Below are 19096 nucleotides of genomic sequence, written 5' to 3'. Positions count from 1 at the left end.
GCGCTGAAAACGAGTTTGCTGCTTGCGTGAACAACGACCTGAGGGAAAAGATGATTATTGAGCCAATGTCACGCAAAATTGCCACAAACCCCTGTTTGCAAACTTGGTGACAGCCGCTGGCGTCTGTTAGCATTGGCCAATTGCGTTTAGGCATTGGACACTCAATTATGGCAACCCCACCCTCCCTCAAAATTGAAAAACTGCTCGGCGCGCTGGAAGCGGCTGAAATTGGTCAGCATCCGGTGGAAGTGCACGGCGCCATGGTCGGCTTGATTGCCGGTGGTGTAGAGCAGGGCCGGGGAGCCTGGCTTAAGCCCCTGCTTGAGTTGATGAATGATGGGCAATCAATCCCCGCTGAGCTGCAAGCCCTGGTGGAGGAGCTATTTGTCGATACCCAGGCACGCCTTGGGGAAATTGATTTTGGTTTTATGCCGCTATTGCCCGAAGAAGAAGAGCCCCTGTGTGACAGAGTCGAAGCCCTGTCTCTGTGGGTGCAGAGTTTTCTGGCAGGACTTGCCATTATCCAGCCGGGGCTCAATCAGGCCTCTGAAGATGTGCGCGAAGTGATTGCCGATCTCGCCGCCGTGGCTCAGGTCGAAATCGATGTGGTGGATGATGAAGAATCAGAAACTGCCTATGTCGAAATTCTTGAATTCGTGCGTATGGCGGCCATTCATTGTTATCAGGAATTTGGCCCCCAGGATGGCGGCGGCGCTATACAGCCCAGCAATAATCTGCATTGATATTGGCGGGACGTTGAGGAGCTAGGCACCATGGACGACACCCGTCACATCAACCCAACTGGCAGTGACAATGCGCCTGCCGATGTGTCGAATTCAGCGCAGGCGGTCGATATCGCTATCGTGGGCGGTGCCATGGCCGGTGCCACTCTGGCGCTCGCCCTCGAGCAGCTCTGCAAGCTATCAGACGCCCCCCTTTCCATCGCCCTGATTGAAGCCAGGGCGCCCGGCGATGAACATCCCGGCTTTGATGCCCGCGCTATCGCCGTTGCCGAAGGCTCCATTGAGGAGCTTAAGCGCCTCGGTGTGTGGCGACACCTGAGTCGGCTTGGCACCCCCATTACCGATATTCATGTCTCAGACCGTGGCCATTTTGGTATGACGGAGCTCAATAGCAGCGCCTTTGGTCTGCCTTATCTTGGGCAAGTGGTTGAGCTTGAGGCCGTGGGCAAAGCATTGTTTGATGCCATGGCCAAGACCCGTATCCAACTGCTGTGCCCCGATAGTCTGGTGGGTATGGAGGCGGGTCAGGATGCACACACCCTGCTGCTGGAGTCCGGTAAAAAGCTGAGTGCAAAGCTTGTCGTCGCTGCCGATGGTTTGGGTTCTGCCGTACGCAGCCACTTTAACTTACCGCTTGAGCAGGTGGACTTTGATCAGGAAGCTGTGATTGCCAATGTGGTAACCCGGCAGCCCCATGAACATTGGGCGTGGGAGCGCTTCACAGACACAGGGCCTTTGGCGCTGTTGCCCATGGCAGCTATTAATGGGGAACAGCGGCTCTCACTGGTGTGGGCCCTGCCTCCCGACGAAGCCCGAATGCTGCAGGACTGCGATGAGCAACGCTTTGTGAGTCAATTACAGCAGGCCTTTGGCAACCGGGCCGGGGTCTTCCTTGGCGCCGGTAATCGTCAGCGTTATCCCCTGAAACTGTCCTGGATGCCAAGACCCATTCACCATCGCTGCGTGTTTGTGGGCAATGCCGCTCAAACCCTCCATCCCATCGCCGGTCAGGGCTTTAACCTGGGCCTCAGGGATATTGTCGATTTGACCCGGGTGTTGCAGCAGGCACTCAGTGAAAACCGCCATGCAGATGTGGGCGATATTCGCCTGCTGCATCGTTATTTGACACTTCGCGAGCACGACAGGCGTGAAACCCTGCTGGCCATCGAATCCCTGGTTCGGGGCTTTTCCAATCAATATTGGCCGCTGGTGGCCGGGCGCAGTGTGGGACTTCGGCTGCTGTCCTGGTGTCCGCCGCTCAAGGCGCCGCTTGCAAGCCGGGCCATGGGCTGGCGCCGTGGTGTCCGCCTGACGCCCAACCTGTAACTATTTCGTCCGAGGACTGACAGATGATGACAACCCAAAGCTGTGATGTGGCCATTGTAGGTGGCGGCATGGTGGGATTGGCAACCGCCATCGGCCTTGCCGAGGCCGGGCTTAAGGTGACAGTCCTGGATGCGGGCAGCCAGAGTGCTGTTGCAGGCGAGCCGCGTCTTCGGGTCAGCGCCATCAACCGCGCCAGCGAAGATTTGCTCAAATCTCTGGGCGCCTGGCCGCTGATGGACAGCCAGCGCACCGCCTCCTATGGCCGTATGCAGGTGTGGGACAAAGACGGCATGGGCAAAATTGGTTTTGATGCCAATGAACTGGGCGAATCAAGCCTTGGCACCATCATCGAAAACGACAATATTGCCGCCGCGCTGGCAAAACGTGCCGGAGAGTTCGATAACCTGGATTACCGGGAAGGTGTGCGTTTAAGCCGCCTTGCCTTTGGTGAAAAGGAAGCCTGGCTGACCCTGGAAGAGGGCGACATGCTCTCGGCTGCGCTGGTGATTGCCGCCGACGGCGCAAACAGTTGGGTGCGCAGCCAGTGCAATATTCCGCTGACGTTCTGGGACTATGGCCACACCGCCATTGTTGCCACCATAGAAACCGCCGAGCCCCACGAGAGCTGTGCCCGACAGGTGTTTTTGCCTGACGGCCCGCTGGCGTTTTTGCCGCTGTTTCAGGCAAATCTTTGCTCCATCGTTTGGTCGGTAACCGAGCCTCGGGCGCAGGAACTGCTGGCGATGGATGATGAAAATTTTTCAAAGTCGCTTACCGCCGCCTTCGATGCCCGCCTTGGTCTGTGCCACGTAAAGAGTGAGCGTATCGGCTTTAACCTGCGCATGCGCTATGCCCGCCATTTTGCCCGTCACCGGCTGCTGCTGGCGGGGGATGCGGCCCACACCATACACCCGTTGGCGGGGCAGGGCGTTAACCTGGGTTTTCAGGACGCCGCCGCCATTATCGAGACCATTGGTCGCCTGAAAGCCGAGGGCAAAGATATAGGTGACTACCGTCTGCTCCGGCCGCTGGAGCGTGAGCGCAAGGCCGCCGCCCAGGAAATGATTGCTACCATGGAAGGCTTCAAACGCCTCTTTGAAGGCAGCAACCCCATCAAGCAGGCCGTGCGGGATCTGGGATTGAACCTGGTGGATAAGTTGCCTGGACTGAAAACAGTGTTCATCAAACAGGCCATGGGCAGATAAGCAAACAGTCTCTGTGAAATATTTGATAACAGCGGCTGGCCCAACAGCCGTTAAAGGTGATTTTTGCAGCAAATATCAAACAATTGGCGGCGAAAAATTGTAAAGCGACTTCTGAAGATTAGTTTTTTCTGGTTTTTTCATAAGAAAAACTAATGCCTGGTTGTTCGGATTAGAAAATTCTCTTGTATACAAATTTGTGACGCAAGGTATAATTTCGCCGCATTTTAACCAGGTGCCGTTTCTATTTTTGGCACCAAAGCCCCGGATAGAAGGGATAATAATGGCTAATAAAACTGTACTCTTTAGCAAGCACCTGGAATCGAACGCCAAGATGGTGGACTTCCACGGCTGGAATATGCCCCTCAACTATGGCTCCCAAATCGAAGAGCACCATGCCGTGCGCCGTGACGCCGGTATGTTCGACGTATCTCACATGACTGTAGTGGACGTTGAAGGTGCCGATGCCCGCGCTTTCCTGCGCAAACTGCTGGCTAACGACATTGCCAAACTGACCGTTCCCGGCAAAGCCCTCTACGGCGGCATGCTGAACCACGACGGCGGCGTCATTGACGACCTCATCACCTACTATCTCAGCGACACTCAATACCGCGTGGTAGTGAACTCTGCTACCCGCGAAAAAGATCTGGCGTGGATTGGTGAGCAGGCCAAAGGCTTCGATGTCACCATCACCGAGCGTCCTGAACTGGCCATGATTGCCGTGCAGGGTCCCAATGCCAAAGCCAAAGCCGCCACCGTATTTACTGCCGAGCAAAACGCTGCTGTAGAAGGTATGAAGCCTTTCTTCGGCAAGCAAGCTGGCAGCCTCTTTATTGCCACCACAGGTTACACAGGTGAAGCCGGCTACGAGATCATCGTGCCAGAAGCCGAAGCCGAGGCCCTGTGGCAAGCCCTGCTGGATGCCGGTGTGCAGCCATGTGGTCTGGGTGCCCGTGACACCCTGCGCCTGGAAGCCGGTATGAACCTCTACGGTCAGGACATGGACGAGAGCGTCAACCCACTGGCCGCCAACATGGGCTGGACCATTGCATGGGAACCTGCGGATCGCGACTTTATCGGCCGTGAAGCGCTGGAAGCCATCAAGGCCAAGGGCAGCGACAAATTAGTCGGTCTGGTGATGGAAGAGAAGGGCGTTCTGCGCCATGATATGCCAGTGTTTTTTACCGACGCCAATGGCGTTGAGCACCAGGGCGTGATCACCAGCGGTACATTCTCACCCACTTTGGGCTATTCTATCGCGATGGCTCGCGTACCCGGCGCCATCGGTGAGACTGCCGAAGTGGAAATGCGCAAGAAGCGTGTGACGGTGCGTGTCATCGCACCCAGCTTCGTACGCAATGGAAAACAAGCATTTTAAAAGACCCGATTAAGGAACAAGAACAATGAGCAATATCCCGTCCGAACTCAAGTATGCTTCTTCCCACGAATGGATCCGCAAGGAAGACGACGGCACCTACACCGTAGGTATCACTGAGCACGCTCAGGAACTGCTGGGTGACATGGTATTCGTTGAGCTGCCTGAAGTGGGTGACACTGTGTCTGCCGGTGAAGACTGCGCCGTAGCTGAGTCTGTAAAAGCTGCCTCTGACATCTATGCCCCTATCTCCGGTGAAGTGATTGCCGTAAACGAGTCTCTGGAAGATTCTCCAGAGCTGGTAAACAGCGACGCTTACGGTGACGGCTGGTTCTTCCGCATCAAGCCTTCTGACGAGTCTGAGCTGGACAGCCTGCTCGACGCCGAAGGTTATCAAGCAGTTATCGACGAGGAATAATCCTCGCCAGGAAAAACGAAGCCCCCCGGGGCTTCGTTTGTTTTATCCGACATAAAGCAGATCGGTCGCAATTGAGATCGGCGTAATTTGAAAGGTTTATCATGACCAAGCAAACCCTCACAGAGCTGGAACAGCACGAGCTGTTTCTGACCCGTCACATTGGCCCCGATGCCGACGAACAGCAAGCCATGCTGAACTACGTTGGTGCCGAGTCCCTGGAAGATCTGACCGCCCAAATCGTACCCGAGTCTATCCGTCTGGGTCGTGAGCTGAACGTAGGCGCCTCCAACGGCGAAGCTGCTGGTTTGGCCTACATCCGTCAGTTGGCTGACAAAAACCAGGTGTTCAAGAGCTACATTGGTATGGGTTACCACGGCACCGAAGTGCCTAACGTTATCCTGCGTAACGTGCTGGAAAACCCAGGTTGGTACACCGCCTACACCCCATATCAGCCAGAAATCGCCCAGGGCCGCCTCGAAGCCATCCTGAACTTCCAGCAGCTGTCCATCGACCTCACCGGTCTGGATCTGGCCTCTGCCTCTTTGCTGGACGAAGCCACTGCCGCAGCCGAAGCCATGGCGCTGGCCAAGCGTGTCTCCAAGGCCAAGAAAGCCAATACTTTCTTCGTGGCTGACGATGTGTTCCCACAAACCCTGGACGTGGTAAAAACCCGCGCCGAGTGTTTTGGCTTTGACATTGTGACCGGTCCTGCTGCTGAGGCGGCTAACCATGATGACCTCTTTGGTGCCCTGTTCCAGTACACCAACCGTCAGGGTCAACTGACCGATTTCACCGAGCTGTTTGCCCAGCTGCGCGCCAAGAACGTGATTGTGACCGTGGGCGCCGACATCATGTCGCTGGTGCTCTTGAAGAGCCCGGGTGCCATGGGTGCCGACGTGGTATTCGGCTCAGCCCAGCGCTTTGGCGTACCAATGGGCTTTGGTGGTCCACACGCCGCCTTCTTTGTGTCCAAAGACGAGCATAAGCGCTCTATGCCGGGTCGTATCATCGGCGTGTCCAAAGACACCCGTGGCAAGACTGCCCTGCGTATGGCCATGCAAACCCGAGAGCAGCACATCCGCCGCGAGAAAGCCAACTCCAACATCTGTACTGCACAGGTGCTGCTGGCCAACATGGCCTCTTTCTACGCCGTATTCCATGGCCCACAAGGCCTGAAAGTGATTGCCAACCGCATTCACCGCCTGACTGATATCCTGGCCGCCGGTCTGGCCGCCAAGGGCGTCACTGTGCTGAACACTCAATGGTTCGATACCTTAAGCTTCAAGGTTGATGTGGACGCCGTACGTGCCCGCGCTCTGGCTGCCGGTGTAAACCTGCGCTACGACGCCGATGGTGTTGTGGGTGTGAGCCTGGCTGAAACCACTACCCGTGCCGATGTTGCCGAACTGTTCGACATCATCCTGGGTGCCGGTCATGGTCTGGATGTGGCCGCTATCGATGCCGACATCCTGGCCAAGGGTTCAAGCTCTATCCCGGCTGCACTGGTACGTGAAGAAGCTTTCCTGACTCACCCAACCTTCAACAGCTACCACAGCGAAACCGAAATGATGCGCTACATCAAGCGCCTCGAGAACAAGGACCTGGCCCTGAACCACTCCATGATCTCGCTGGGTTCCTGCACCATGAAACTCAACGCTGCCGTTGAGATGATCCCGGTGAGCTGGCCTGAATTTGCCAACATGCACCCCTTCTGCCCATCTGAGCAGGCCCAGGGTTACACCCAGCTGATTGGTGAACTGTCTGACTGGCTGGTGGACATCACAGGTTACGATGCCGTGTGCATGCAGCCCAACTCAGGTGCCCAGGGCGAATACGCCGGTCTGCTGGCTATCCGCAAGTACCACGAGTCCCGTGGCGAAGGTCATCGCGATGTGTGTCTCATTCCTCAGTCTGCCCACGGTACCAACCCTGCCTCTGCCCAGCTCGCTGGCATGAAGGTGGTAGTGACCGCCTGTGACAAGCAAGGCAACGTGGATCTGGACGACCTGCGCGCCAAGGCCGCCGAAGTGGCCGAGAACCTGTCGTGCATCATGATCACCTATCCTTCCACCCACGGTGTATACGAAGAAACCGTGCGTGAAATCTGTGACATCATTCATCAGCACGGTGGTCAGGTGTACCTCGACGGTGCCAACATGAACGCCCAGGTAGGTCTTACTGCGCCTGGCTTTATCGGTGCCGACGTATCTCACCTGAACCTGCACAAGACCTTCGCCATCCCTCACGGCGGCGGCGGTCCAGGCATGGGCCCAATCGGCGTGAAGAAGCACCTGGCACCTTTCGTGGCTGGTCACGCGGTAGTGAAGCAGGGCATCGAGAGCGACAACAATGGTGCCGTATCTGCAGCCCCATTCGGCAGCGCCGGTATCCTGCCAATCAGCTGGATGTACATCAAGCTGCTGGGCAGCAAGGGTCTGAAGCAATCTACCCAGACTGCCATGCTGAACGCCAACTACCTGACCAAGAAGCTGTCTGAGCACTATCCAGTGCTGTACCGTGGCCGTAACGACCGTATCGCTCACGAGTGCATCATTGATATGCGTCCGCTGAAGGAAGCCTCAGGTGTGACCGAGATGGACGTGGCCAAGCGTCTGAACGACTACGGTTTCCACGCCCCCACCATGAGCTTCCCGGTTGCCGGCACCCTGATGATCGAGCCAACTGAGTCTGAATCCAAGGCTGAGCTGGACCGCTTCATCGAGGCCATGGTGGCCATTCGCGGCGAAATCGCCCGCGTGGAAAGCGGCGAGTGGCCGGTTGACAACAACCCACTGGCCAATGCCCCGCACACCATGGATGACATCATGGATCCGGCGTTTGATAGCCGCCCATACAGCCGTGAGCTGGCGGTGTTCCCTACCGAGTCAGTGCGCGCCAACAAGTTCTGGCCAACCGTGAACCGTATCGATGACGTGTATGGTGACCGGAATTTGTTCTGTGCCTGTGTGCCGATGAGTGACTACGAATAAAAATTGCTGCCTGGACTTGCTGCTTGAACTCGAAAGAGGGGCGTTAAATCTCGGTTCCAGTGCTCATTTACAAAAGTAAACTGCGCGCTGGAACCATCGATTTGCCTTGCATGAGCAGCGTCGGCAACGCAATTACTGTCAGGTTGAACTTCGGTTTAGCCGAATAAAAAACGAACCCTAGGGTTCGTTTTTTATTTGATATTGCGGATTCGATTTAACCTAATGAACAGCTATGATTAAAAGTGGATATTAACTCCATATTCACGAGAGTAATATGAAACTGCTAATGAAAATGGTTAGTAGATGTATGGTTTATTATTGATGGATTATTATTCTTAAATGAATTTTAATATGTGTTCTGGGTAGTAATTGTAATTTAGGAGGATATTCCTATTTAATATTCATGAAGAATTCACTAATTTAAGCACTTGTCATTATATTTTATAAGGGTATATACAAAGCCATCGGATAATGATACTGAACTCGTATAAATTTTTTGTAATGTATAGGATCTAACCTTTGGTTTTACCCAGCCGGAAGGGGAAGACTCTTCAAAACTGCTAAAAAATTCATTATTTAATCCATTAGCACATTTTTTTAACTGCTCGTCTGATAAATTATTTCTCTCTATATAAACTTCAAAGTATGGCGAAGTTACAAACCTAGTGAACTTGCCATTTTTGTGGATAATTAATGCACATGGCTCACTGTAAATTGTTGATAATCTTCTGAAAGTCGATTCTAGAGAAGTTTTGCATATATCCTTGATATGTTTTATGTTTTTCCAGTTAATATTTTTATCAGTTAGCTCATTAATTAGTTTTTCAGGCATCAGCAATGCTGATGCAAATTCATTAGCCTCTTTTTCAAAGGGGTCATCATGGGAAGATTGAAGTTGCTGCTTGCCGCATTCAAAAGAAGTTTTACTTCCAGGCATAATATGCATACAAACATGCCCCAATTCATGTGCAGCAGTAAAATTCAATCTTCCTTCATCCGGAATGTTGGAATTGATATCTACGACAGCGCCAGAGTCATTTCCTATCGCTTTTCCAAGAATGCTCTTTGCATCATATGGAACTAAATTAAAAACTACTCGAAAGGATGGATTGTCAACTAGACTAGCTATTTCAAAGGGATCGACTGGTAGTGAATCTATACCCAAATCTTCTAATAAATCTTCCGCTTCGATTGCTCCGCGCTGTTTTTTGATCATTTATTTGTGATTTCCTTCAACCTATTAGCCATATCTATTAGCCGCTTTTGGTCATCTTCACTGAGTTCTTCAAGCACGCCAAATTTTCTATAAAACTCCATAGTACGTTCGGCTTGTGCAGAGCGATTTGGAGCATCTTCTCCGGTCAGTTCATGTACATCAACTTTTAGAGCAGTAGCTAATTTCCTTAGAACTACGATGGTAGGAACTCGCTTATCTCCCTGTTCTATCTTACTGAGGGCAGCTCCACTTATTCCTGCTTCTGTAGCAAGCCTAGATTGATTCCAATCTAGCTTAGCTCTTAATGATTTGATTTTACTGCTTATTATTTGAGCTTGTGTATTTTTGTCAGTCATAGCATTAACCTCTGTTAAGATTTACTTTAACAATAGTTGACATGTAAGTCTAGATATGGAAACATCTTAACTATAGCTAATCTCGAAGTTAACAGGTGGAAAGATGAATTGCGTAAAGCAACAGTTAGAAGTTATCGGAATGCAACTAGATTCTAACATTTTTCCATGTATCAAAGACGGTGGCATTGTGGTTCCTAGCACACAGTGCAATACACCACACTTTATGCTAGGGGAGATTGATAAACATGAACAACAAAGACAGAGAAGACCCTCAACCGAATCATGGCAAGGGAACTCCGGAGGACAAGGGGCGACCAGTCGATCACGGCCGGCCAGTAACACCACACAGATCATCTGCTCAGATATTAAACAAAAATATCTAAGTGAGATGGAGGCTGTTAAAGTCGCTTATCCTCGCACCCAAGTATGGACGGAAGATAACGGGATATGGTTATTGACTAATAGCGCTCTTTTAGAAGGAAGTAATTTGAGCGCTACTCTTTTGGTATGTTTGCCTAATGATTTAACTAAACTCCCTAAAGCTTGGGCATTTTGGAATGGATTAATCTGGATTGGTGAGCGGCATACAAATTTCCCAGATGGTTCAATCTGTGCCTTTGAGCCAGGAGATGAGACTTGGTTGATGGGACAATCATTGATTAAGCTACTTGATTTATACACTTTGTGGGCCTGTCGGCATTATTACTTGAAAGAGTTTGGGAGATGGCCTGGATATCAAGTGGCCCATAATGCATACGAAAGATTTTCAGAGTTTAAAGATGATGAATTTTGTGGCTGTAACAACTTTGATAAAAAATATAAGGATTGTTGCAAGCCTAAGGATTCAGTTGCAAAACATCTTGAAGGTGTTAGTAATTTTTCATGGGTTATTGGATTGGGCAAACGGACGCCGCCAGTCAGAGTTCTGGATTTTATGTATCTAGGCAAGCCACTTCCTAAAATTATGAGTTTGTATTAGCTTTAAATTTAGTTCGCAAAAAAGCAGATTACTCGATTCTTTTGAACTGTAAGAATTTTATAGAAACATCTTCGTTAAGAAATTAATACTGGCAGTAATAATCAAGGTAGAAATTAACCATTTTATTCCATGGGTATTGCTTTGAACCTAAATGAATAGTTTGAATATATTCACATCCTTGTGGGGTTGTCGCTTAGCTGGAGCCGAAGCTCGTCTCGAGCGCCACGCGGAGGCAGTGTCGACTTGCAATTGCATCCATGCAAAAGAGCCAGCTCGCCATCCATGGCTCGCGCTCATGAGCACCCTCGCTATCAGCGAGCATTCGCCCTTATCCAATCCACCAGCCCCCCCAACCGACGCTGAAAACCCCTCGGCCTTATGTTGAAAATTGGCTAGCGCGCCAGACTCGCGGATTTACGTCCATATAAATCCATCCCAGCTCGGCTCCATGCCTCGCCACGCCATTTCCAGCAACGTCCCCGACTCTGGCTCCTGCTTCGTTCTAACTCCTGCATCCATGCAGTCCTCGGCAGCGTCGGAACGGGGAACGGTGCAACATTCCAGCTTTCGAGTTTCATTAGTCATATTCAAACATGCATAGCAAGCCAGAGAGGAACACCCTTTTACTGGCACTGCTGCACCAGCGACCATCGGCGACAGGGTGAGCATCGCGAAGCGATATGTTGCGAACGAGAGCCATGGCCGCTCTCGGGCGTCCAGCCCTTCGCGGCATTGGGACTCCTGTCCGGCAGATGGCGAACTGGCTTTTGTGCAAGGAAGCATTTTTCGCCGTTGAGCCTCCATGGACGGACTCGCGGCGGGTCACGGGTGTGGCAGTGCGAAAGCCCACGGCAGGTGATGAATGGCATCGAGTGGTGGCCTTGGCATACATATACAACCAAGGGTTGGGCTGGGGTTCAGCGCCTAAGCAACGCCTTGCTTCGGAATTGCCCCGGGGTGATGCCAATCACTTGCTTGAACTCACGGATGAAATGGGCCTGGTCGTAGAATCCGGCCTGATAGCCGATGTCGGTGAGAGGGCTGTCGGTGTCGCTTTTAAGCAGTTCCCGGGCGAAGCCGGTGCGCTGCAATATGCTGTAGTTTTTTGGCGACATCCCCAGGTTTTGCTGGAATAAACGCTCAAGCTGGCGTTGGCTGATGTCTATCTCGGTGAGCAGGTTACGTATTTCTCCCTGACCTTTTTGCTCGGCTATCCAGTTGAGCGCATATTTCATGCTGGGTTCGGTCGTCTGTGTTTGTGAGCCATGGGCGGTGAGGTAGTGCAGCAGCCGGGTTTCAAGCAGCGCAATGCGCTCAGGCGCGGTGGGCAGCACGGCCAGACGTTCGGCCAGCTCATCGCTTAAGAGTGCGAGCGACAGGTCGGCCGGTGTCAGGGTTTGACCGAGCATTTCCGACAGGGGCGTCTTTAAAAACGCCCGTCCGGCGCCGGGCCAAAAACGAATGCCGAGCGCATCGACCCGGCCTGAAAGCTCCAGCCTGGTGCTTTGTTTGGTGGGGCCTGTCACCAGACACTGGGCCCTGTGTTGCCAGCCATCGAAGTGCATTGGCGCACCGAAATTGAAGATGATGCCGGTGCCTCCTTCGGGGTGCATGAATTCGGTCGACCTTGTCTCAGGGGCGGCAATGCGGGTGATTTGCCAGTAGCAGCGAACATAGGGCAGCAGCGGGGCGCAGGGCTGATAAACCTGAAAACCAAGATGCGGCAATGTTGACATGGCAAAGCGCTCCAAATGCGGGTTGAGCCAGTATATCCCAACCGTCCCCGGTTAATGCCAGTCAATCACAGTCCGGCAATCCCCTGTGCATCTTACTGACATGTCGAAAATCTACAATTCGCATTTCCCCTGATTGCTTACCATGCCCGCAGTCGTAAGCAGTCATGCTGTAACTCTCTGAGAGCTGGCTGCTGCGCTTCACTTATCCGTTGTCGAATATGGGAATCACGCATGACACAAATACCCCCCAAGCTATCCAGGTTGCTGATTATGAGTCTTTCAACGTTGTTGCTGTCCTCGGCCTTTGTCGGGCCTTCGGTGGCGTCGGATGATTTTGCCGCAGAAGGGGAAAGAAGAGCCAAAGTCGCTGGCAATGAACTCATTGGTGCACCCGCGCCTGAGCTGACCGTGACCACTCTGGCGGGTGATAGCCTGAATCTTGGCGAGATCTATGGCAAAAAACCGGTGTACATCAAGTTCTGGGCAACCTGGTGCGTGCCTTGCCGCCAGCAAATGCCCGGGTTTGAAGATATTTATCAGCAGTATGGTGATGAGTTGCAGGTGATTGCCGTTAATACCGGCATCAGCGATGACAACAATTCAGTCACTGCCTTTGTAAAAAAGGCGGGGCTGACGATGCCGATGACCATAGATGATGGCTCACTGGCGCGGGCGTTTAACCTGCGGGTGACGCCGCAGCACTTTTTGATTGATACCAGCGGCCATATTGCCTACGTGGGGCATCAGGATGACGAGGCATTTCATCAGGCACTCAAAGAGGTGGTTGCCGGTGCGGCAGCCAAGCCTGAGCTGAGTGAGTCACAGACAAATGCCGTGGCCAAAAAAGCGCAGGTGATTGAGCGGGGTGATGAGCTGAGTTCGCTGACATTAACGGCCCTCGATAAGACTGATTATCCGCTGCCCTCGACTGCTACGCCGGGTAAGGCAACAGGACTGGTGTTCTTCGCCCCTTGGTGTGAGTGGTATCTGGCGGAGTCTGAGCCTGCTACTGCCAAAGCCTGTCAGCAGGTGCGTGAAATGGTTGAGCAGCACGCCGCCAACAGCAAAGCCCAGTGGCTGCATGTATCCGGTAACCTCTGGTCATCCGAGGCCGATCTGGCCGAATACCAAACCAACTACGCACCGCGTTTGCCGATTGTGTTCGATGAACAAGGCAGTCTGTTTGGACAATTCGGGGTTAGCCAGCTGCCAACCGTCGTCTATATCGATGAGCACGGCAAGGTCACGGAGAAGGTGAGTCCCAAGGCGCCTGACTTCAGCGAACGCCTCAACGCGTTACTTACCGGGGATGTCGCTGAATAACGCAGCACCATAACGTCAGGCCCCTTTCAGCGCGACCCGCAGTTACTTCACAGGGTTGGATGACAGGGGACTGACACTCAGGACTTGGAGTACAGGCTATACCATGAAAATCATCACCTTTTGGTTTCACATCCTCGTGGGTTGCATCCTGTTGGCATGTTTGCCTGCAATGGCAAGCGACGGCCCGGACCAAAAGATAGCGGCATCGCTGCTGCTGGAATCAAACACTCCGGCGTCCGGGACCCAGACCTCCCTGGCTGTCCGTATGTCGCCCGAAGCGGGATGGCACGGTTATTGGCTCAACCCCGGTGACGCCGGTTTCCCGCTGCAGCTGCAATGGCAACTGCCGGAGGGGGTCACAGTGGGAGAACTGCAATATCCTGCCCCCGAGTCCCTGTTGATAAGCGGCATGATGAATTACATCTATCACGGTGACTATGCCTTGCTGGCACCACTGCAGATTGCCGATGACATCGCCGCGGGTACCGCCATTGATGTTGCGGTGGAACTGCGCTATCTGGTGTGCAGTCCCACGCTGTGTTTACCCGAGCAGCAGCGGCTCGAAACCCACTTTATTGTTGGCGACAAGGGCGCGCCCAAGACACAGCAGGCCGCCTTTAATGTCTGGCGTCAAGCTATCCCAAAACCCGTGGCGGCCAGCGCTGATTTCACTGTCCGCGATGGGCTATTTGTGTTGTCGCTGCCCCTGCCCGAAACCGCTTCCGTGACTGATAATCTGCACTTTTACCCTGAGGTCAATGGCGCGCTGTCCAATACGGCGCCGCAATCCTTTGTGCAAAAGGGTGACCGCCTCTTTATGCAGACCCAGGCCGGTGAGGGGGATGTCAGTGACTTTCATGGGGTGCTGACACTGGATAAAGGCCTGGCTATCCGGGTCAAGGCGACCGGGCAGGCGGGCGGTGCATTGATGTTCCCAACCGAAGCCGGTTTACCGGCTGCGCAAGAGGGCTCGCTGCTGTCCCTGTCTGTGGTGGCCGTGTTGGGAGCCGTGCTCGGAGGATTACTGCTGAATCTGATGCCCTGCGTCTTTCCCATTCTCAGCTTAAAAGTGCTGAGTCTGACTCACATGGGGGACGAGCGACTTGCCCGGCGCGGCGCTGTGGCATACACACTCGGCGCCGTCTTGGTGTGCGTAATGCTGGGAGCCCTTATTCTGGTGCTGCGGCAGTTCGGTTTACAGGTGGGCTGGGCCTTTCAATTGCAGCGGCCTGAAATCATAGTGGCGCTTATTCTACTGATGATGGCCATAGGGCTGAATCTGGCCGGTTTGTTTGAAATGGGCACCCTGAGTTCGGGCAGTCGCCTGCAGCAGCAACAAGGACCGGCGGGGGATTTTTGGACCGGTGTGCTGGCTGCCTTTGTGGCCACCCCCTGTACCGGGCCTTTTATGGCCACAGCTCTGGGGGCGGCGCTGGTGCTGCCGGCTTACGTTGGGCTCATGGTGTTTGCCGGTTTGGGTCTGGGCATGGCTTTGCCCTTTTTGCTGGTGGGCTTTGTACCGGCACTGCGTCAGCGAATGCCTAAGCCCGGTGCCTGGATGGTGACAGCGAAACGCATTTTTGCTGTGCCCATGTTGCTTACGGCCCTTGGACTGGTGTGGGTGCTGATGCAGCAGACTGACCGCCAATATGTGTTTGTTGCCTTGCTGCTGGCAATGCTGCTGGGTCTTGCTCTCTGGCTGATGGGATTGCTCCAGCATGGGGGCCGAGAGAGGCCCTGGTGGCCAGCGCTGCTGGCGGTCATTATTGTCGCCGGCACCCTGCTCAGCGTATCGCCGGGGGCAGAGACTCAGATATCGAAGGCAGGTGCCGAGACAAACAGGCCACTGACATTTAACGAGAAGGACTTGTCGGCGCTGATCATGGAGCAGGATGTGTTTGTGTATTTCAGTGCCGATTGGTGCCTGACCTGTAAAGTGAATGAAACAACGGCCATTGAGCGGCAGGACACCCAGGCGGCCTTCGAGCGTGCAGGGATGGCCGTGATGCTGGGCGACTGGACCAATGGCGACCCGCAGATTACCGAGTTTCTTGCAAAACATCAGCGTTCTGGTGTGCCTTTATATCTTTGGTATAAAAAGGGAAATCTACAGCCAGAGGTGTTGCCGCAAATACTGACATCCTCACTGCTGATTGAAAGGGCGGGTGGTTGAGGCCGGGCGCCCTGAGGATGCTGTGTCAGGGCGCTTGTCGACTTTCCTTCTTTGGTGCTGCAGGTTCGTTGGATGGAGTTACTTTGGTGCCTTGCCGGACGCCCGTGGTCAGCCGCGGATATAGGTATTGGAGCGGGCTATTGCCAGTGGGCTGTGACGTCACGTTTTGGCGGATTGCCAAAGAGGCGTGCGTATTCCCGCGAAAACTGTGATGGGCTCTCGTAGCCGACCCGGTAGGCCGCAGCAGAGGCATCCATGTTTTCGCCGAGCATTAATCTGCGGGCTTCCAGCAGTCTCAGGCGTTTTTGATACTGCAGCGGACTCATGGAGGTGAGCGCACGAAAGTGATGATGGAACGTCGATTTGCTCATGCGGGCCAAGTCGGCCAGCCCATCCACACTCAGGTGCTGATCATAATGTGATTTCAGCCATTCGATGGACTTGGCAATCCGCAGCCCCTGGCTGCCCACCGATGCTATCTGCCGCAATCGACTTCCCTGTTCGCTGATAAGAACCCGCCAAAAAATTTCCTGTTTGATAAGGGGCGCGAGTACCGCAATGGATTCGGGTTCATCGAGTAATGCCACCAGACGTTGAACGGCATCCAGCAGTGAAGGTGTGGTATTGCCAAGCACCATGGCGTATTCTGAGGTGGGGTCTTTATGTGGATGCGGTGGTGCCTGCAGAATCAGTTCGCTCATCATGGCCAAATCCAGCTTGAGGACAATGCCCAGATAAGGTTGTTCCTCACTGGCTTCCAGAACCTGCATTTTGGCCGGTAAATCCAAAGAGGTGATGAGAAAGCGGCGGGTATCATATCGGTAACTCTGTTCGCCTAATGTCATGCTTTTCGCCCCCTGTACCACCAAGGCGATGCTCGGCTCCACAACGCATATAGCGCAGGACGTCGGTGCGGGTTGACGATAAAACTCCAGCCCTTCAATAGCCGTGGAGGCCCATTCCTCTCCTTCAGTGTGATGGGCCACCGCGCTGGCCAGTGCAACACAGAGACTGTCGACAGGTTCTTTTTTAAGCATGTTTGGCTCCACAGGGGGAAAGATTTTTGCACAATCTGCTTCCTGTTGATTGTACGCAGATACGAGTTTGTTACCACCGATTGAACCTGTGATTCGGACGAATAGGCAATCAATCGCCAGTATCTTGCTATGGATGCCAGCGGCGAGCTGAAACAATGGGGTATGCCAAATTGCCCGGCGCCCTCGTTGAAGCTTAGCCCCATCTATTGGAGTACATCTTATGAGACCCTCTGGCCTGATTGTGTTCATCACTCTTCCCCTGCTATTCCTTGCCCATAGCCCGGAGGCGGCGGAGCAGCACGGGACCGGCATGCAAATCCGGGTGGAATCGGCCGACAGTCGGGAGCCGATTCAGGGCCTGGATGCGTTTTTTACCGGCAAGGTAAAGGTAGAAGCGCTGTTCAGTGCCCAGGGGGAAGCCCGAAGCTCGGGCGCCAATGTGACCTTTGAGGCGGGGAGTCGCACCCATTGGCATACGCACCCGATTGGGCAAACCTTGATAGTGACCTCAGGAACAGGCTGGGTGCAGCAAGAAGGGAGTGCGCGTATACAGATTCAAACGGGCTCTCTGGTGTCGATTCCGGCCAATGTGGTCCACTGGCATGGGGCGACTTCATACACCAGCATGAGCCATATCGCCATTCAGGAAGTGCAAAACGGCAGTGCAGTGACCTGGCTTGAGGCGGTGACGGATGCACAGTACCTGAATGCGGCCTTACCCGGTTCCCGTTGATTCACCGCTACCATGCCAGAGACACCGGAGGCGCACATGAATATTCGATTGCTGGTTAATGGCACTGTTATCCATACCAGCCTTGATGACTCTGCGGCCGCGAGGGATTTTTTCGCCTTGTTGCCGCTGAGTCTCACACTCACAGATTATGCAGGCACAGAGAAAATCGCTTATCTGGATACCCAGTTGTCGACAGCGGGGTTACCCGCAGGCACTGCGGCCAATACAGGTGATATCTGCTACTACGCCCCCTGGGGAAACCTGGCCTTCTTTTATCGGGATTTTGGCTACGCCAGGGGATTAATAAAACTTGGCAGGCTACCGGGCGACTGCGCCTGGTTAACCGATGCCAAAGACATCGAATTAGTCATAGAAAAAGAGGCTCTGAACTGAGCCTCTTTTTTTGATACATCAGAACCTGGACGCCTGCATATCGATGACAAAACGGTAGTGTACGTCTGACTTTTCAAGCCGCTCGAATGCGTCGTTTATCTGCTCCATGGTGATCATTTCAACCTCGGGCAAGATGTTCATCCGGGCACAAAAGTCCAGCATCTCCTGTGTTTCGGCGATTCCGCCAATCAGGGAGGCGGCAATGCGCCTGCGTCCCATGATCATGGGCACGGTATTCACTTCTGCCATCGGGCCCACCTGGCCCACCAGGGTCAGGGTGCCATCGACCTTGAGCAAGGGCATGTAAGGCGTCACGTCGTGTTTTACCGGAATGGTATCCAGGATGAGCTCAAAGCGGTTTGCTGCCTGCTGCATACTCTCTGTCTCACTTGAAATGAGAAACTCATTGGCGCCCAGTTGCATGGCATCCGCGCGTTTGTCAGCAGTGCGGCTGATGACGGTGACATGTGCACCCATTGCGACGGCCAGTTTAATTGCCATATGACCGAGACCGCCCATGCCAATTACCGCCACACGGCTGCCCGGGCCGACCTGCCAGGTTCTCAGAGGCGAGTAGGTGGTAATACCGGCACACAGCAGTGGGGCAGCCCTGGCAAGATCCAGAGATGGCGGGATCTGGAGTACAAACTCCTGCCGCACGACTATGTGTCTGGCGTAACCCCCTTTGGTGATTTCCCCGCTGTGCCTTTCGGCGCTGTTATAGGTTTGGGTAAATCCCTGCTCGCAGAATTGCTCTTCACCACTGTGGCAGTGAGAACAGGTCTGACAGCTGTCGACCATGCAGCCTACGGCGACATTGTCACCAATCCTGAACTGAGTGACGCTGGCGCCAATGTCGACGACACGGCCAACAATCTCGTGCCCGGGTACCGTGGGATAAACTGTCCACCCCCAGTCGTTTTTCACTGTGTGTAAATCGCTGTGGCACACGCCGCTGTAGAGTATTTCAATGGCAACGTCATCCTCCCTTAGCTCACGGCATGTGTATTCGTATGGTGCTAAGGGGCTTAATGCAGATTGGGCTGCGTATCCAATGGTTTTCATCATGTCTCCAGATGGGTAACTCTCGTTATGG

The 19096-nt window shown here is 53.6% G+C and carries 16 protein-coding genes; 11 read left to right on the top strand and 5 right to left on the bottom strand.

Annotation, left to right across the window (positions count from 1 at the left end):
• Nucleotides 1-167: 167 nt before the first annotated feature.
• From SAMA_RS14255 to gcvP, 6 genes are all read left to right on the top strand, one after another.
• Nucleotides 168-743, top strand: coding sequence for a UPF0149 family protein (locus SAMA_RS14255; protein ID WP_011760832.1), 576 nt, complete (start codon nt 168-170; stop codon nt 741-743).
• A 30-nt stretch (nt 744-773) separates the two neighbouring features.
• The gene (gene ubiH, locus SAMA_RS14250) at nt 774-2069 is read left to right on the top strand and encodes a 2-octaprenyl-6-methoxyphenyl hydroxylase (RefSeq protein WP_011760831.1); all 1296 of its coding nucleotides are present in this window, start codon (nt 774-776) and stop codon (nt 2067-2069) included.
• A 23-nt stretch (nt 2070-2092) separates the two neighbouring features.
• Complete coding sequence (locus tag SAMA_RS14245) at nt 2093-3274, top strand: FAD-dependent oxidoreductase (protein ID WP_011760830.1); 1182 nt, start codon at nt 2093-2095, stop codon at nt 3272-3274.
• Nucleotides 3275-3554: 280 nt separating this feature from the next.
• Nucleotides 3555-4649 carry a glycine cleavage system aminomethyltransferase GcvT gene (gene gcvT, locus SAMA_RS14240; protein ID WP_011760829.1) on the top strand — a complete coding sequence of 365 codons (1095 nt, stop codon included), beginning with the start codon at nt 3555-3557 and terminating at the stop codon, nt 4647-4649.
• A gap of 25 nt (nt 4650-4674) precedes the next feature.
• Nucleotides 4675-5064: a glycine cleavage system protein GcvH gene (gcvH, locus tag SAMA_RS14235; protein WP_011760828.1), complete on the top strand. Its 390-nt coding sequence runs from the start codon at nt 4675-4677 to the stop codon at nt 5062-5064.
• Between the two features lie 101 nt (nt 5065-5165).
• A complete protein-coding gene (gene gcvP / locus SAMA_RS14230) occupies nt 5166-8054 on the top strand; it encodes an aminomethyl-transferring glycine dehydrogenase (RefSeq protein ID WP_011760827.1) in 2889 nt (962 codons plus the stop codon).
• A 415-nt stretch (nt 8055-8469) separates the two neighbouring features.
• Here the strand turns inward: gcvP and SAMA_RS14225 are convergent, their stop codons facing one another.
• Together SAMA_RS14225 and SAMA_RS14220 are read right to left on the bottom strand one after the other, a co-directional pair.
• Nucleotides 8470-9270, bottom strand: coding sequence for an ImmA/IrrE family metallo-endopeptidase (locus tag SAMA_RS14225; RefSeq protein ID WP_011760826.1), 801 nt, complete (start codon nt 9268-9270; stop codon nt 8470-8472).
• Nucleotides 9267-9626 (bottom strand): helix-turn-helix domain-containing protein, encoded by a 360-nt coding sequence (locus SAMA_RS14220; RefSeq protein WP_011760825.1) that lies wholly within the window; start codon nt 9624-9626, stop codon nt 9267-9269. Before SAMA_RS14220 ends, SAMA_RS14225 begins: the two co-directional genes overlap by 4 nt.
• Nucleotides 9627-9729: 103 nt before the next feature.
• Here SAMA_RS14220 and SAMA_RS14215 point away from each other — a divergent pair, with 103 nt between their 5' ends.
• A complete protein-coding gene (locus SAMA_RS14215; RefSeq protein WP_011760824.1) occupies nt 9730-10605 on the top strand; it encodes a hypothetical protein in 876 nt (291 codons plus the stop codon).
• 917 nt (nt 10606-11522) lie between these two features.
• Here the strand turns inward: SAMA_RS14215 and SAMA_RS14210 are convergent.
• Nucleotides 11523-12341 carry an AraC family transcriptional regulator gene (locus tag SAMA_RS14210; protein ID WP_011760823.1) on the bottom strand — a complete coding sequence of 273 codons (819 nt, stop codon included), beginning with the start codon at nt 12339-12341 and terminating at the stop codon, nt 11523-11525.
• A gap of 231 nt (nt 12342-12572) precedes the next feature.
• On the opposite strand from SAMA_RS14210, the gene SAMA_RS14205 reads away from it, so the two are divergent.
• Together SAMA_RS14205 and SAMA_RS14200 are read left to right on the top strand one after the other, a co-directional pair.
• Nucleotides 12573-13664 carry a TlpA family protein disulfide reductase gene (locus SAMA_RS14205; protein ID WP_011760822.1) on the top strand — a complete coding sequence of 364 codons (1092 nt, stop codon included), beginning with the start codon at nt 12573-12575 and terminating at the stop codon, nt 13662-13664.
• 103 nt (nt 13665-13767) lie between these two features.
• Nucleotides 13768-15837: a protein-disulfide reductase DsbD family protein gene (locus SAMA_RS14200; RefSeq protein ID WP_011760821.1), complete on the top strand. Its 2070-nt coding sequence runs from the start codon at nt 13768-13770 to the stop codon at nt 15835-15837.
• A gap of 137 nt (nt 15838-15974) precedes the next feature.
• On the opposite strand, the gene SAMA_RS14195 is transcribed toward SAMA_RS14200, so the two are convergent.
• Nucleotides 15975-16874, bottom strand: coding sequence for an AraC family transcriptional regulator (locus SAMA_RS14195; RefSeq protein ID WP_011760820.1), 900 nt, complete (start codon nt 16872-16874; stop codon nt 15975-15977).
• A gap of 220 nt (nt 16875-17094) precedes the next feature.
• Between SAMA_RS14195 and SAMA_RS14190 the strand changes: the two genes are divergently transcribed.
• A complete protein-coding gene (locus SAMA_RS14190) occupies nt 17095-17607 on the top strand; it encodes a (R)-mandelonitrile lyase (RefSeq protein WP_011760819.1) in 513 nt (170 codons plus the stop codon).
• 36 nt (nt 17608-17643) lie between these two features.
• Nucleotides 17644-18000 (top strand): cyclophilin-like fold protein, encoded by a 357-nt coding sequence (locus SAMA_RS14185; protein ID WP_011760818.1) that lies wholly within the window; start codon nt 17644-17646, stop codon nt 17998-18000.
• Between the two features lie 18 nt (nt 18001-18018).
• Here the strand turns inward: SAMA_RS14185 and SAMA_RS14180 are convergent, their stop codons facing one another.
• A complete protein-coding gene (locus SAMA_RS14180) occupies nt 18019-19065 on the bottom strand; it encodes an NAD(P)-dependent alcohol dehydrogenase (RefSeq protein WP_011760817.1) in 1047 nt (348 codons plus the stop codon).
• Between the last annotated feature and the right edge of the window lie 31 nt (nt 19066-19096).

Origin of the sequence: Shewanella amazonensis SB2B (genome assembly GCF_000015245.1) — a bacterium.
GTDB lineage: Bacteria > Pseudomonadota > Gammaproteobacteria > Enterobacterales > Shewanellaceae > Shewanella > Shewanella amazonensis.
The sequence above is the reverse complement of the archived record's forward strand: the minus strand, read 5'-3'. Positions and strand labels throughout refer to the sequence as shown.